Raw genomic sequence first — 14,704 nt, 5'->3', positions numbered from 1 at the left:
TTTTGGTGGGGGCTCAGCGGTACGTGTCCACGTCCCGCAGGTGCGCCGCGTACGAGCTGTTCAGGCGGAACTCGCCCTTGAGGCCGTGCAGGAAGTACAGCGCCCGCTGCCCGTTCGGTGCCGTGCGTTTCGGGCTCAGCACCGCCATGAGCGCCTGCGCGCCCGGGTTGTTGATCGGCCCGGCCGGCAGGCCCGCGCGCGTGTACGTGTTGTACGGCGTGTCCTTCTTGAAGTCCCCGGCATACCGGTCCAGCTCCGGCAGGTCCTTGCCCAGGCCGTACGCGACGGTCGGATCGCTGCCGAGCGGCATGCCGTCCTGCAGGCGGTTCAGGAACACGCCCGCAATGGACGGCATTTCCGAGGCGCTGCCCGCCTCGGCCTGCACCAGGCTCGCCAGGATCACCCAGTCGCGCACGCCCAGCCCCAGCGCCTTCGCGCGCGCCACGTTCGCCGGCGTGAATTCCTCCTGCATGCGCCCCACCAGCGCCTCCACGATCTCCTTCGGCGTCGCTTCCGGCCGGAACGGGTACGTGGCCGGGAACAGGAACCCTTCCAAGTTGCCGCGCGCGTACCGGCTGAGCGCCGCGTCGTTCAGGGCCGCGTTCAGGCCGGCCGCGTCCGTGAACCCCGCCTTCGCGAAGATGGGCGGCAGGTCCTTCAGGCGCCGCCCCTCGGGAATCGTGACGTTCACGACGCGGGGCCGCGCGTCCCCGGCGAGCGTGTCCGCGACCTGCAGGGCGTCCTGCGCGCCGCTCAGGTCGTAGTACCCTTCCTTGAGCCGCCCGGCCGTGCCGTTCGCGCGCATGACCAGCCGCACCGCGTCTGCCGAGCGGACGATGCCCGCCCGCTCCAGGCGCGACGTGACCACCGCCAGGGTGTCGCCCGGCCTCACCTCCAGCGTGTACTTCCCGCCGCCCGTCGGGCGCGTCAGGGTGTACGCATACGCCGCCACGCCCAGCGCCGCCAGGATGGCCAGCAGCAGCAGCGCGCCCAGCACGCGCCACACCACCGTGCGGCGCCTACGCAGGCGCGTCACGACGCCACCGCCGTGAGGTATGGCGCGAGCCGCGCGCGCAGCTCATCATCGGCCGGCGGGCGCGCCCCGAACCGCGCCACCACCCAGCCGCCCACCTGCGACGCGCACTCCGCCGCGCGCACCGCGTCCCCATGCGTCAGGTACTGCGCCAGGAACGCCCCGCCGAACGCGTCACCCGCGCCCGTCGCGTCCAGCACGCGGTCCGGCGTGGCCGGCACCGCCGTGCGCGGCGTCGTCGGCCCCTCGATCAGGCTGCCGCGCGCGTCCAGCTTCAGCGCGATCAGCGCCTGCGGGTAGCGCTCCCGCAGCCAGTCCATCACGGCGTCCTGCGCGGTCAGGCCACTCAGCGCCTGCGCCTCGTCGTCGTTCGGGAACAGCACATCGAACGGCACCTGATCCAGCACGTCCAGGAACCGCTCGCGGCCCAGCTGCTGAATCATCTGGAAGCTGCTCGGGTCCAGGCTGACCGTCGCGCCCGCCTCCCGCGCGATCTGCGCGGCCCGCACCGCCGCCGCGCGCGGCGGATCGCGGAACAGACTCCACGCCGTCAGGTGCAGGTGCCGCGCGCGGCGCAACACGCTCTCCGGCAGCTCCTCGGGCAGCAGCTCCCAGTCGGCGCCCTGCCCGGTCAGCATCGCGCGCTGCCCCGCACGGTCGATCAGGCCCAGGATGACGCCCGTGCGGTGCTCGTCACTCTCGATGACGTGTGGCGCGACGCCCTCCTCCTGCAACTCCCGCACGGCGAGCTCCCCGAAATGATCCCGGCCGATCTTGCCGGTGAAGGCCACGCGCGCGCCCGCCCGGGCGGCCCACACGGCGGCGTTCGCGGCGCTGCCGCCCCCCCACAACTCCAGGCGTCCGGTGGTGTCGCCGCCCGCGAGGAGCAGGGTGTCAGGCTTGGCGAGGACGTCCCACGCGAGGTCCCCGAGCGACACGAGCAGGTGTTCGGTGCTGTTCATGCGTCCCGGCATCATACCGCCCGCGCGCTCAGGGAATCAGACCCTCCACGTGCGCCATGCGCTCCGCCAGGATTGCCGCGTCCGGGGCGGTGACGTTCACGTGTCCGACCTTGCGGCCCGCCCGGTGCGCCTTCCCGTACAGGTGCAGGCGCGCGCCCGGCGCGCGCAGCACCGCGTCCCAGTCCGGCTCCTGCCCGTCCGGCCAGCCGAGGACGTTCACCATGCCGCTCGGCAACGTCGGCGCGAAATCCACCAGCGGCAGGTCCAGCACCGCCCGCAACTGCGCCTCGAACTGCGACACGTTCCCGCCGTCCTGCGTGAGGTGCCCGCTGTTGTGCACGCGCGGCGCCACCTCGTTCACGAGAAGCGTCCCGTCCGCCAGCTCGAAAAACTCCAGCGTCAGCAGCCCCTCCAGGCCCCACGCCTCCGCCACGCGGCGCGCGATGTCCCGCGCGGCCGCCTCGTTCGCCGCGCGGCCCGGCACGAAGGTGCTCGCGCGCAGCACGCCGTTCCGGTGTACGTTCTCGATCAGCCCGCCGAACGCCACCTCCCCGCGCGAACTGCGCGCCACCGCGAGGCTCAGCTCCCGCACGAACGGCACCAGGCCCTCCAATATGCACGGCACCCCGCCCAGCTCCGCCCACGCGGCATGCAGGTCCGCGTCACTGCGCACGCGCGCCTGCCCCTTCCCGTCGTACCCCAGCTCGCTTGTCTTCAGCAGGCCCTCGCCCCCCACGGCCGCGAGCGCGCCTGCCAGGTCCCCGGGCGCCTCGAGGGGCACGAACGGCGCCGTTCGTGCCCCTGCCTCGCGCAGCGCCGCCTTCTCCCGCGCGCGGTGCTTGCTGAGGTGCAGCACGTGCCCGCCCGGACGGACCGGCACGCGCCCCTGCAATGCCGCGAGCGCCTCCACCGGCACGTTCTCGAACTCCAGCGTCACCGCGTCGCACGCCGCCAGGCGATCCAGGCCCGCCGCGTCCGTGTACGGCGCGTGCAGGTGCTCCGCGCAGAACCGCGCGGGCGCCTGCGCGTCCGGCTCCAGCACCACCGCGCGCACCCCCAGCGGCAGCCCCGCCAGCGCCAGCATCCGCGCCAGCTGCCCGCCACCCAGGATGCCGACCGTCCGCCCCGTGAACAGGCTCACGCCTCACCCGCCTGCGGGTGCCCCTCGAAAAACGGATCCTCCATCACGGCCGCCGTCTGCCGCGCCCGGAACGCCTCCAGGCGCTCACGCACGCCCTCATCCGTCGTGGCGAGCATCGCCGCCGCGAACAACGCCGCGTTGCGCGCGCCCGCCGCACCAATCGCGAACGTCGCCACCGGCACGCCCGCCGGCATCTGCACAATGCTCAGCAGGCTGTCCTGCCCGCTGAGCGCCCGCGACTGCACCGGCACGCCCAGCACCGGCACGCGCGTGAACGCCGCCAGCATCCCCGGCAGGTGCGCCGCACCCCCCGCGCCCGCAATAACCGCCCGGAAGCCCAGCCGCTCCGCGCGCGCCCCATACGTCGGCAGCAACTGCGGCGTGCGGTGCGCCGACAGCACCCGCACCTCGTACGGCACCCCCAGGTCCCGCAGGACCTCCAGCGCCCCCTGCATCGTCTCAAAATCGCTGCGGCTGCCCATCACCACACCCACCAGCGGCGTCACGTCACTCATCGACGCTCAGCATACGGGAGCGCTACCCTGAGCGGCATGACCGGCGTGTACGACTGGCTGTACGCCCAGACGCGCGCGGGCCGCGACCGCGACCCCGCCACCGCCCGCGCCCTCCTCGACGCGCTCGGCGCTCCCGACCAGCACTTCCCCAACCTCCGCGTGGTCGGCACGAACGGCAAAGGCAGCGTCAGCGCCATGCTCGACGCCGGCCTCACCGCCGCCGGCCTCCGCACCGGCCGCTTCACCAGCCCTCACCTCACGCACTTCGAGGAGCGCGTCCGCGTGAACGGCCAGCCCGTCCACCCCGACCGCACCGCCACATTCGTGCGTTGGGCACAGCACCACGCTCCCGACGCCGCGTTCTTCGACCTCACCCTCGCGTTAGCCGCGCAAGCGTTCGCGCAGGACCACGTGGACCTCGCCATCATGGAAGCCGGCGTGGGTGGCGAACGCGACGCCACCCACGCCCTCCACGGCGTCCGCGCTGTCCTCCTCACGAACGTCGCCCTCGACCACACCGCCACCCTCGGCCCCACCATCCCGCAGATCGCGCGCGAAAAAGCCCGCGCCGCTCAGCGCGGCGTGCCCCTCCTCACCACCGCCACCGGCGAAGCCCTGAACGTCATCCAGGCGGTCGCCACCGACATCGGCGCGCCCCTGTACACGCCCGCCACGCACCCCCACCTCTTCCACGTCCCCCACCCCCCACGCCTGCGCGGCCCTCACCAGCACACCAACGCCGCCCTCGCCCTCGCCGCCCTCCGCCACCTCGGGCACGAAACAGGCGTCCCCGCCGCCCTGAACGCCGAGCACCCCGGGCGCCTCGAGGAATTCCACGTGCACGGCCGCACCGTCCTCCTCGACGGTGCGCACAACCCCCACGCCGCCCACGCCCTCGCCACCGCCGTCCCCCACGCCGACGTCCTCCTGTTCGCCGCGCTTGCCCGCAAGGACGCCGCCGCCACCCTCGCCCCCCTCCTGAACGTCGCCCCCACCCGCGTCTTCACCGCCCCCCCCGAAGGCGGCAGCGACCCCCACCCCCTCGCCCGGCAACATGGCGGCCACGCCCACCCCGACCCTCACCACGCCCTCGGGCACGCCCTCACGCTCACGCCTCCTGGCGGCACCCTCATCGTTGCGGGCAGCCTCCACCTCGCCGGCCACCTCCGCCCCCACCTGCTTGACATGGCCGAACGCAGCCCATATACTCCCTGAGCTAACGGGTCGTTAGCTCAATTGGTAGAGCAGCTGACTCTTAATCAGCGGGTTGTAGGTTCAAGTCCTACACGACCCACCAGGACGAAGAAATTCCTCTCCATAAGGAGGGGAATTTTGCTTTTATGCCGCTGATATCGTCAGCAGCCCCTTCTCGGCTTACGCCAAGGTCGCCAAGAAATTTTCAATTTCCTGGGTACCGATTGAGCTAACCACCATGAGGAGTCATGGTCAAGGACTAGGAGGCAGCATGAACTGGAACCAACATTTTAACTTATTTATAGGAGACCGCGAGTATCAAGGCCTTTCTCCTGAGACATTGAGGTACTACCGGCAGTGTTGGGAAAGGTTTAAACAGTATTCTGGTGAAGAGCCGACAGTCGACCGAATGACCTTGCAACAATACTTGATTTCTCTTCAGGCTACCCACACCCCGTCTTCGATAGCAACACGGTGGCGTGGACTAAAAATTTTTTTGAAGTGGTGTTATGTCGAGGAGTACTCAGAATTTGATCCATCCCGCCTGAAGAACCCTCGAGCGCCGTTTAAGAAAAAGCAACCGTTAAGCGAGATTGAAGTTCTCAAATTGCTTAACGCTTGTCGTAATTTTAGAGATAAGGCCATTGTTGCGCTTCTGTTTGATACAGGTATTCGCAGTAAGGAGCTTTGCAACCTGACGGTGGGAGATGTCGATCTGGTTAATCGTTGTGTGTATGTCAGAAACGGTAAGGGTGGGCGGGATCGTATCGTGCCATTCAGTCCATCAGCCCTTAGGGATCTTCGGAAGTGGGCACAGCAGCGTAACGTAGAATCCCCCTGGTTCTTTCATGTCGTCAAGGGTGAGGTCGGAGGTGCGCTAAACCGTCGATGGTTGCATGGGCTGCTGATGAGCGCGGGGAAACGTGCTGGGCTTGGAGAAATTGTGGGCCCCCATAAGCTTCGACACTCATACGCACGAAGCTACATTGCCTCAAACGGTAACCCTATGGCTTTACAGGAAACACTGGGGCACAGTTCTATTATTGTTACACAGCGTTATGTAAACTTAAATTTCGAAGACTTGAAAAAGTCGCATATAACGCACTCCCCATTAACCAATGCACGCTTAAGTTCCCAGAAGAGATAGTTTTTATGCAAACATATACTTGTGAGAGTTGAAATTTAAATAATTTAACTGTGAGTACTATTTTTTAAATAATGTGATATAATTTATTCATATTTAGATTCCCTGGCTCATTTCCAATAGAAGATTTCTGGATTGTAAATATGGAGGCGAATATAAAGGCGTCAAATGTAAGTTCCTCTAAAATGCTTAGCCCTCTTAGATATCCTGGAGGAAAAACTTGGTTTGTCCCGCGTTTTGTCAACTGGATGTCCAGTCGGAAAAAGCGGCCGACGCTTTTTGTTGAGCCGTTTGCTGGCGGTGCAAGCCTTTCTTGCGCTGTCCTTGACCGCAACCTTGCCGATCATATTCTGCTAGTTGAGAAGGATGAAAGAATTTCGAGTTTGTGGAAAGTGATATTTTCTGATCATGCACATCTGTTGGCAGAAGCCATTCTTGAATATAACCTTACTGAAGAGAATGTAAAAATTGTCTTATCTGATGATAAGCCCAATGATTCGATAAAAGATGCTCTTTATACATTAGTGAGAAATAGGATTAGCCGTGGTGGCATTATGGCTCCCGGTGCCGGGATATTAAAGCATGGCGAAGCTGGCAGGGGTCTCCATTCTCGGTGGTATCCTACAACTCTATCAAACCGAATACTATATTTGAGTCAGTTCAAAAAGAGAGTCACTATTTCAAATGGAGATGCAATAGAGCACATGGAATCTGAAGCAGATAATAAATCTGCTGTGTTCCTGATTGACCCTCCCTATAGCGAGACAGGCAAAGCTGCAGGGCGGCGTTTGTATACACATTGGCAGCTAGATCACGAGATGCTTTTCAAAGTTACCCAAGAGCTGACGGGTGATTTTTTGATGACATACCATGTATCTGAGGAAATTAAAGCAATGGCCCATTCACATGGATTTGAATATGAGGCAATTCCTATGAAAAATACCCATCATGCTGTGATGAGTGAATTGGTAATCGGTAGAGATCTCTCTTGGCTAAGAAGCAGCCTTTTTATCTAAACAGGTTGTTCAACGACAGGAAATTCACTCCAAAGACGGCCGTCGAGAAGGCGGCCGTTTGCTTTTGGGCTTCTGCCTCCCCACTGCTTGTGAAAAAAGGCAACACCCTGCTCCACGCATTGATCGCGTATGGAGCGTACCCATTCAGGATCTATTGGTCGTGCTGAAGCTCCTGATTCACCTCCTGTGATGACCCAATGGATGCCAGTAAGGTCCAATTCTAGAGGTCCGAGTAGTGGTTCACAGGAGAGGAAGCGAACTCTTGCAGGAACCCGTCGTAAGTCATCTACACGAAAAACTTGTTTTTGCGACTCTACGGAAACCCCTACCCACAAGTTGTCGGGCCATGGTAATGCAGAGGCAAGTTCGGACAGTTTTGCAGATCTCTTCGTTAAGATCTGGAATATATGCTGTGGGCACTTAATAATAACATCAAATATTTCGGCCAGAAATTCATAAGGCATATCTTCATGGAAAACATCACTCATGGAGTTGACGAATATTTTGCTTTGCCTTTTCCATTTTTTTGGTTGATCAAGTCTTTCTCTGTGAATTGCGAAATCAAAACCTGAAGGGAAGGCTTGTTTAAACCTGCGTGTGATACCTTCTGCGTAACAAAATTTGCATCCAGGACTCACTTTGGTGCACCCCGTTGTGGGATTCCAAGTTTTGTCTGTCCATTCTATGGTAGTTTTTGTGCTAGACATAATTCCCGCCTTATAAAGTCGGAGTCTCTATGATGTGCTCTACTGTTGTTCCGTTTTCCGTTGATAGCTTTATAATAGGTTCGTTTATAAGAAGTCTAATTTCATCTAAGTGAGGCCACGTGCTACCTAGAGGTGACCGACGGTCACGGGGAGTAAAGCGCAGCGAGGCGTGAAAGAAATGGTTACTGCTAACATAATACCATGATTTGAACTCCGATATCTCATAACTGTGACGCGCAGAGTTCATTAGAAAAATTGGCAGGGAGAAGCGTATTCGTCTTAAGCTTGCAGGTATTGTGTCGTTTTCTTCGCTTTGATAGAAAGATTTAACCTTTTCGAGGTTGTCGGGTTTTATATTCTGATTATCTGCCAATTGTGATAGCGTATCTGCAACAAACCTGCGATACTCGCCTGCTCCCGTATCTCGTAAATTATAAGTAACTAGTATATAGAATGGTTTCCGAAATTGCTCTTGATAGCGAAGAAGATTATTCAATATGTTGACATTGGAACTATTCCCTTGATCATCTAAATAAACAAAACCGCCATACATATCAAGATAGATTATGTCAAAGTGATCTTTTGATATCAAATTAATATTACTTTGCAATGAAGGCGTAAGCGAGCTGATAGCCGCCGAACGATGGGATGGGTCTAAGCTAAGCCATTCCGAAACTTCTAAAAGATCTCTCCTAATGATAACTGTTTTATCCCTGAGTCCTATGCTCTCTGCCGTCATAGCAATTGACGTAGCTATATCACGGTCGCGTTCAATAGCGACAACTCTCTTCAGCAATCCTTGCCATACAATAACATCTTTCATTTCGGCTGATGGAAAGCCGAAATACACAAGCTTGTTGCCTATTTCTGTACTAAAGCTTGAGAATGTTCGCAGGTGCTCTAATCGAAGTTTTCTTTTTGAGTCACTTTCTGGAAATTGATTACCGCTCAAGATCCACTTCCCTTGATCTGCTCGAGAATTTGATTATAATACTTCTTTTGTCTTTCTGGTTCATTTGACAGTATTTCTGTTAACACCTCAGCAACGATGCCCATCACAATATTTAAATCAACTGTTTTAAAGCCCTCGGAAGTAATATCGGTTATAACCTGTACATTCGGAGAGATGGCAGCTGGTTGAAGCTGTACGCTGGGTGCGGGTTGGCTTTGAGTATTCAGAGAATTAGGAGGTGTGTCGGTGTTTACGGTGTTAACCGATGGTCCTACAACTGGATTGGGAAGAGGTGTAGCTTGGCTTGCAGAGTTTTCGGTACCCTCATTGACAGTTTTGACGCGTTTGCCAGCGTTGGAGCTATCTGATAGGTCAGGTAAATTGATGACAAGACCTTGCAGTGCACTCCAATTATCAAATATCTCTGCCTTTTCTCTTTTTATGTCCCTTAATAGGCGATTTTTATATGTTTTGAGAGCCTTGTATGAATAGTTGGCTTTTTTGGCGCTAGTTTCTGCGGCGCGAATATTATCTGCAAACTTAAAATCTAAAATCTCATCGATTATAGCCTCATTCTTTTTTGTTTCAGTATATTCTCCTTTATCTACTACTTCTTGTATAAAAGTGTTGAATTTAACTATTTTCCACATTGTTTGACGGAGTGAAGCGACCTCGCGCGTGTCAGTCGTTAAATCTCCATAGAATTGGCGTAACTGATTTATAAAACGCCGTTCTTTCTCGGTGCTTTGGAGTTCGTTGCGTGCCAAGGTTGGTTGAAGACTCTCGTCAAGAATATGGATTTCGCCTGCATACCAATCTAGGTAAGATTGAGGGCGAATAGTTATATAACCCTCCATTGTGTCCTTGCTATAAGGATTAGCAGCTCCTAAAACGAAACCCTTCTGAATAAGTCTTACGCCTGTAAGGTAATCTTTGCTTTCGGGAAATTTCCCGTTTTGTCTATTTGCGGGATTATGAGGAATAAGCCAGTATTTAGCTACTACGTTGCTATCAACGTTAATCTCACCTTTGATAAATTCATCAGTCGCGCTTGGGAACGCTTTGTAAACTTCTTCGCCGTTAACTTTAATGCCAAATTGATCGATATCGTTCTCAGTATACCAATCTAGTAAGTCTTGTCTCTTGATGAAATCGGGTTGTACTCGACAGGGACAAATGTCGGCAACTACCTTCTTGACACTTTGCGGATCAAGCAGCTGCTTCCTGTATTCGACTTCAATCGGCGCACTCAGAGTTACAATAGAATAATGCTTGTCGGATGCTTCCTCTGTCTCAAATATGGCATAATTTGGAGCTACTACCTCCTTAATATTCATATTCACTACCTGATCAGAATTAAGGTGTTTTAGAATAGCAGCGAAATTAATCTCAATGATGTATGCATTGGGAACGCCTTTTTTGGAAGTTTTGATGTGTACTTTTGAAAAGAAGTTCAATCCAGACCAAATGCCAACGCCCTTGCGTCCTGTAAGATCAGAACTCCGATTTCGTTTGCTAGAAATTGCTATCGACTTCACATCTTTGACCTCTGCTAATTCCATACCAATGCCAAAGTCAATAATTCTAATATCATCGTCGTCAAACTCAATCAATATTTCTTGATCTGGAAGGTCGCCATATTTATTTCGGTAGTCGCGGTGTGCGTCAACGGCATTTTGAATGTATTCTCGTAACACTGTGGCTGGCTCATACAAGCCGCGCGCTAACTCTTCTAAAAGACTTGCGCCAATATTTTCAATTGTAAAATCATCTTCTATTTGTCTCATGTTTATATCTCCTTACTTCTGTATTTATTTTCTTGCCATTCCGTGGCATTTTTCAACGTCATAGATGCAAGATTCAGAAGATCCTGGTCATTGCGAAGTTGGCGGAAAAAGAGACGTGAGCGATGTAAAGTTCTGTGGAAGCTCAGAATATAAGATGAACCTAAAAATGGCACGCTTTCTGTATACCCTGGACTGGGTATGGAGGCATACCAAAAGCCTGGAGAGGGCACGAGTAACCCGGTGGGGTATGGTCACCCTTCGCGCCAGCAGTGCCGAGGGAATCCTTTTCCCTAAAAAGGTTAGGTGTACCCCACGGAATAGTTCTATAAATTTCGTTGTTACTGCAGCCAACCTTCTAGGAGCTTTTTCATGCGCTTACTAGGAACGTACAAACGAATAGACTCCTTATTTCTAATTCGAGTTCGCCATATCCACTGAATCATCTCAGACAGTGCCCATAAGCCTTGGTCCCCGGGGACGCTCTTCGTTCCACGGGCAAACGGTACCCTATGTTTAACGAGGTATTTCTCCACTGCTGGATGCGGGTGCTTGTCGACAAGGTATGCAGCTACAGAAGCATTCGAGTACTGATTAGTGCCCTTTGCTGAGTGCTGCACAAAGTTATTCATGTCGAACTGTGGTCTCGTGCCTGTAGGGACAAGAGCTTCGGCATAAGCACGATAGGTCGTCCAAATTCGCTCAGATCGACGTACTCCCTTGCCATACCGTGTAAAAAAACCGTTGGTATAACTGGAGAGCCGATTACGCTTAGTCTTGGAGAGCTTGCCTTGACCACTGACCGAAAGCTTGAAGTTCAGCTGCCGGCGTGGTGTGTTGTCAAGATGGATCAGAGAAGCAAACTGCTTTCCAGAGTACATGGGTGTCTGGAAGACTACTCTGCCCTGGTCAAGGGTAGCGATGTTGAAGGGGACGCTCTTAACCATAAAGAGCTTGGCAAGCATGGAGTAAGGCGCCATGTAGGTCATAATTTGTACTTTTGAGAACGCCTCGAAGATGCTCGTGTTGAGGTGGGAAACAATGTATTGATTGTCCACCGCGTATACCTCTCCCTCGCGACAGGCGTCTCGGACATCCATGTGATCTTCGTAGTCTTCGGCTTCTAACCACGTAATCTTTTGCGTATCAGGGTCGACATTGACGAGCCCGGCTCGAACCATCGTTTCCAAGGTGTCCTTGTTGGTGTAATGAACATTGATCGCGTCGGCAATTACCTCGTCGAGAATGAGCTCGTAACCTTGGGCTTTGATCTCACCTAACATGCCTTCGTCTATGTTCAGAAGCAGAGCGTGCGAGATGCTAACGCTCTCTCCTCGCTGGAGAAGACGCCGTAAATTGCTGGCCTTGCTTGGAATATCAAGCGGTTGTTGAATGCCACAGTTATGTGCGTACCGATCCACCTCGTCGAGAATTGGGGAAGCCACTATGATTTTCGTGGTGTACTTATGCTGATTGATGTACTTGATGGCATAGGTGGATTTACCGGAACCCATCACGCTATCAATGAAAGTAATGCTCATAACGACTCCTTGAAAAGTTTGGGTTATGAAAATCAAGCGAATTCGTCGTGTAGGACGAGGAAAGCTTGATTCCTGTCTCTTAAATAGAAAATGACGAGTAAGCTACTCGCCTACTCGCCTTTGTGCTGCCGCTGTACTTACTTGTTGGTGTATTAGCCCTACCCGTCGATCACCTTCGTTCTCTCCTCCTGTCCCCCCAAGGGGACCTGTCAGCAGGTGAAACCAAGTCCCCTATGAGTTCCAAAGGAACGCGAGGGGATTTAGGGGTGAAGGGAGGGACATCTCCATATGCCTAATGCTTGTTATTTCATCAAGTTGTGCTGCTTATGCTCCTGCCCGGCTCTCGTTGTTCGCCTCCTGTCCTCAATGAGGACCTGTAAGGCAGGCGTATAGATGCTGTACCAGCTTTTAGTAAGGAGAGAGTAGGCCTACCCGTCATTCACTGACGTTCATTCCTCCTGTCCTGATAGGACCTGTAAAGCGTAATACTTGATGTTCTTGTCTCGGTTCTTGGATAGAGCGTAGTAGACGAAGAAGTGATCCCCACAATACCTAACGACAAGAACTCGTTTACGGTTGAACGGATCACGCTTCGAACGAAAATCAATCCCTTCTGTACTTACGCTTTATTGGGATAGAGCCTCTAAACACCAAAGAATCCATCGACGAGCACCTTCAAGAACATTGCGAGGAACTCGGTAATTGCCTGCATTAGAGAAGAACCAGTCGGCAACATCCTCTAGTGCCGGCTTAGGCTTGCCAGCTCCAGGTGTAAGGAGCCATTGCTCAAATTGCTTAGCTCTCACAATGCTCCTGTGGATTAAAAGAAAATGCGTCCCTTTGGGGACGCTTACAGATAGATACTGTGATAGTCGAGAGACTATCCACGCTTTTATATGACTTAATGTATGTAAAGCATGGCGGTCTAGCACTGATAGGAATTAGTGTGAAGTTTTCAAATACATCTCGCCACATAACAACACCTAGGAAGAAGAGACCTGAGCTACCGTGATAGCCATGCCTAAGCCTCGACGTACACAAGAAGCTATGCTTCAACTTCAGGAGCGTCTAGCTAGAGACGAGCTACTGGATGATGCAATCCGGGCAGTGCGTAACGAAGTTGGGGTTGGCCTGCTTGATCTGACGAAAGCTGTAGAACGCGCCTGCTCTTGTACTTATCGGGAAGCGGCTAGAGCTGTCGCTCGTGCAACATTTGATCTCAAGCGGTATGAAGGTACTTGAAGACGAGCTGTAGGCCAGTCTTGCTGGTCATGCAGACAAAACATCTTCATTGCGCTGAAGCTATTGACTATAGCCCGGGGGTGTTTTTCCCTGCGCAGCCTCCTCTTGAGAGCTAGGAGGTCCTCCGTCACTCCAGCTCTTGATCAGTAAGGTTATGTAGCGGATAAGGTCATTGAGACTCAAACGACCTGGTAAACCTAGTCACTCTGTTGTTGTTTACAAAAACGAACGTACCTCCTTCCCGCCACCAAAAGCTGTTGACACGACTTAACGTGCTCGGTAGGCTCAAGGGGCACCAGCTTTTTCTCTCGGATTTATCCGTAATAGAAAAATTGTCTGTTAGCGCGGCGGAAGGCGCTAAAGGGGCTGGAAGCTGGCGGAGAGAAGGGCACCGACCGGGCAGCGGCCTGGGGGACGAAGGCAGCCGAGCCGAGGACGGCAGGGCAGGGAAATGGACGCGCGAGGCGACCGAACCATGACCTCCACCAAGTTCAGATCATGATCCAAATCATGCGGCAGCATAAGCGTGAAAACTTTCACTAAATTTCTTAGTTACAGAGTTCGCCAGCTTGATCCGGTGATGTCGAATCCTACTATAATTTTATTTAAGGAATTTCACGTCCTGCGTGTATTGAGGCGGGGTTATCATTGGCATAACTCTTAATCAGCGGGTTGTAGGTTCGAGTCCTACACGACCCACCACAACAGAAGGCCTCGCATACGCGAGGCCTTCTGCATGTGCAGGCGGCTGAGGACTCAGCCGCCTGTGCGTTCAGAACGTGTTTTTCAGGAGTTGGACGGCCTTCGCGGTCAGCGACGCGGTGCCTTGCGCGTGGACGTTGCGGATCGTGGGCGCGACCTTCAGGGCGCCGACGCTGGTCTTGCCGGTGCTGGTGGCGCTGAGGCCCGCGTGGACCTGCATCATGGCGAACCCGATCTCGCGGTCGTCGGCCCACACGCCTGTGCCTTCGATCCAGGCATGGCCGTCCTCGACCGTGACCACGCCGTCCTCGTCGAAGATGCCGAACTGCGGGCTGTCGCTGGCCGCTGCGTACCCGGTGACGGCAAGGAAGGACTTCCCGGCATCGGTGTAGGTGGCAATGATCGCTTCATCCTGCCCGTACGGGGTGGTGGGGCAGGTGTCTGCATCGACGCACAGGACGTTCCAGGCCGAGCCGATGTTCGTGAACTTGTCGACGGGAGCGAAGCGTTCGTCGACGTTCATCTTGCCGTATTGGGTGGTGCCGTCTTTGAAGACGGCGAGCCAGACCCACTCGCCTGCGTAGGGGATGCGGGGGTCGGCGCTTTCCTGGGCGCTGGCGCTGGGGTTGTAGGGGTACGTGGCGGCGGGAGGGGGCTCGGCGGGGGCCGGTGCGGGCGCGGGCGCGGGCGTAGGGGAGCAGGCCGCGAGGGCGAGCGCGAGGCTCAGGGGGGGGAGCAGGTTTTTCATGGTTTCCTCACAGGCAGCTCAGA

General features: G+C 55.6%; 12 protein-coding genes and 1 tRNA gene. 4 read left to right on the top strand and 9 right to left on the bottom strand.

From position 1 onward, the window contains the following. Positions 1 to 13 precede the first annotated feature (13 nt). The 4 genes from mltG to purE are packed head-to-tail and all read right to left on the bottom strand — an operon-like array spanning position 14 to position 3,651. The gene (mltG, locus tag DEIMA_RS15895; RefSeq protein WP_013558308.1) at positions 14 to 1,036 is read right to left on the bottom strand and encodes an endolytic transglycosylase MltG; all 1,023 of its coding nucleotides are present in this window, start codon (positions 1,034 to 1,036) and stop codon (positions 14 to 16) included. After that, entirely contained in the window at positions 1,033 to 1,995 is a 963-nt protein-coding gene (locus DEIMA_RS15890) for a carbohydrate kinase family protein (protein WP_043816858.1), read from the bottom strand. The genes mltG and DEIMA_RS15890 overlap by 4 nt, the downstream gene beginning before the upstream one ends. A 28-nt stretch (positions 1,996 to 2,023) precedes the next feature. Next, positions 2,024 to 3,136: a 5-(carboxyamino)imidazole ribonucleotide synthase gene (gene purK / locus DEIMA_RS15885; protein ID WP_013558306.1), complete on the bottom strand. Its 1,113-nt coding sequence runs from the start codon at positions 3,134 to 3,136 to the stop codon at positions 2,024 to 2,026. Continuing rightward, positions 3,133 to 3,651: a 5-(carboxyamino)imidazole ribonucleotide mutase gene (gene purE, locus DEIMA_RS15880; RefSeq protein ID WP_013558305.1), complete on the bottom strand. Its 519-nt coding sequence runs from the start codon at positions 3,649 to 3,651 to the stop codon at positions 3,133 to 3,135. Before purE ends, purK begins: the two co-directional genes overlap by 4 nt. A gap of 36 nt (positions 3,652 to 3,687) precedes the next feature. Between purE and DEIMA_RS15875 the strand changes: the two genes are divergently transcribed. The 4 genes from DEIMA_RS15875 (at position 3,688) to DEIMA_RS17470 (ending at position 7,005) form a co-directional block, all read left to right on the top strand. Continuing rightward, positions 3,688 to 4,866 carry a glutamate ligase domain-containing protein gene (locus tag DEIMA_RS15875; RefSeq protein ID WP_013558304.1) on the top strand — a complete coding sequence of 393 codons (1,179 nt, stop codon included), beginning with the start codon at positions 3,688 to 3,690 and terminating at the stop codon, positions 4,864 to 4,866. Positions 4,867 to 4,872: 6 nt separating this feature from the next. Next, a tRNA-Lys gene (locus DEIMA_RS15870) sits at positions 4,873 to 4,948 on the top strand. Between the two features lie 168 nt (positions 4,949 to 5,116). Beyond that, positions 5,117 to 5,992: a tyrosine-type recombinase/integrase gene (locus DEIMA_RS17475; protein ID WP_013558303.1), complete on the top strand. Its 876-nt coding sequence runs from the start codon at positions 5,117 to 5,119 to the stop codon at positions 5,990 to 5,992. A 140-nt stretch (positions 5,993 to 6,132) separates the two neighbouring features. Then, on the top strand, positions 6,133 to 7,005 hold the full coding sequence (locus DEIMA_RS17470; protein WP_013558302.1) for a DNA adenine methylase: 873 nt from the start codon (positions 6,133 to 6,135) through the stop codon (positions 7,003 to 7,005). Here the strand turns inward: DEIMA_RS17470 and DEIMA_RS15860 are convergent. The 5 genes from DEIMA_RS15860 to DEIMA_RS18450 all read right to left on the bottom strand — a co-directional run bounded on the left by DEIMA_RS15860 (position 7,002) and on the right by DEIMA_RS18450 (position 14,681). Next, positions 7,002 to 7,712, bottom strand: a complete 711-nt coding sequence (locus tag DEIMA_RS15860; protein WP_013558301.1) for a DUF5131 family protein — start codon at positions 7,710 to 7,712, stop codon at positions 7,002 to 7,004. The genes DEIMA_RS17470 and DEIMA_RS15860 overlap by 4 nt on opposite strands. A 10-nt stretch (positions 7,713 to 7,722) precedes the next feature. Then, on the bottom strand, positions 7,723 to 8,664 hold the full coding sequence (locus DEIMA_RS18080; protein WP_013558300.1) for an RsmD family RNA methyltransferase: 942 nt from the start codon (positions 8,662 to 8,664) through the stop codon (positions 7,723 to 7,725). Continuing rightward, positions 8,661 to 10,451, bottom strand: coding sequence for an ATP-binding protein (locus DEIMA_RS17630; protein WP_013558299.1), 1,791 nt, complete (start codon positions 10,449 to 10,451; stop codon positions 8,661 to 8,663). Before DEIMA_RS17630 ends, DEIMA_RS18080 begins: the two co-directional genes overlap by 4 nt. Before the next feature lie 338 nt (positions 10,452 to 10,789). Further along, positions 10,790 to 11,989, bottom strand: coding sequence for a hypothetical protein (locus DEIMA_RS18075; RefSeq protein WP_013558298.1), 1,200 nt, complete (start codon positions 11,987 to 11,989; stop codon positions 10,790 to 10,792). 2,014 nt (positions 11,990 to 14,003) lie between these two features. After that, positions 14,004 to 14,681: a hypothetical protein gene (locus tag DEIMA_RS18450; protein ID WP_013558297.1), complete on the bottom strand. Its 678-nt coding sequence runs from the start codon at positions 14,679 to 14,681 to the stop codon at positions 14,004 to 14,006. Between the last annotated feature and the right edge of the window lie 23 nt (positions 14,682 to 14,704).

This window comes from Deinococcus maricopensis DSM 21211 (assembly GCF_000186385.1).
Taxonomy (GTDB): Bacteria; Deinococcota; Deinococci; order Deinococcales; family Deinococcaceae; genus Deinococcus_B; species Deinococcus_B maricopensis.
The sequence above is the reverse complement of the archived record's forward strand: the minus strand, read 5'-3'. Positions and strand labels throughout refer to the sequence as shown.

Bases quoted from the DNA above. Each gene is read 5' to 3' on its own strand.
- DEIMA_RS17475 (WP_013558303.1), top strand. From the start codon at position 5,117: ATGAACTGGAACCAACATTTTAACTTATTTATAGGAGACCGCGAGTAT.
- DEIMA_RS17630 (WP_013558299.1), bottom strand. From the start codon at position 10,451: ATGAGACAAATAGAAGATGATTTTACAATTGAAAATATTGGCGCAAGT.
- DEIMA_RS18450 (WP_013558297.1), bottom strand. From the start codon at position 14,681: ATGAAAAACCTGCTCCCCCCCCTGAGCCTCGCGCTCGCCCTCGCGGCC.
- DEIMA_RS15860 (WP_013558301.1), bottom strand. From the start codon at position 7,712: ATGTCTAGCACAAAAACTACCATAGAATGGACAGACAAAACTTGGAAT.
- DEIMA_RS18075 (WP_013558298.1), bottom strand. From the start codon at position 11,989: ATGAGCATTACTTTCATTGATAGCGTGATGGGTTCCGGTAAATCCACC.
- DEIMA_RS15875 (WP_013558304.1), top strand. From the start codon at position 3,688: ATGACCGGCGTGTACGACTGGCTGTACGCCCAGACGCGCGCGGGCCGC.
- purE (WP_013558305.1), bottom strand. From the start codon at position 3,651: ATGAGTGACGTGACGCCGCTGGTGGGTGTGGTGATGGGCAGCCGCAGC.
- DEIMA_RS17470 (WP_013558302.1), top strand. From the start codon at position 6,133: ATGGAGGCGAATATAAAGGCGTCAAATGTAAGTTCCTCTAAAATGCTT.
- DEIMA_RS15890 (WP_043816858.1), bottom strand. From the start codon at position 1,995: ATGAACAGCACCGAACACCTGCTCGTGTCGCTCGGGGACCTCGCGTGG.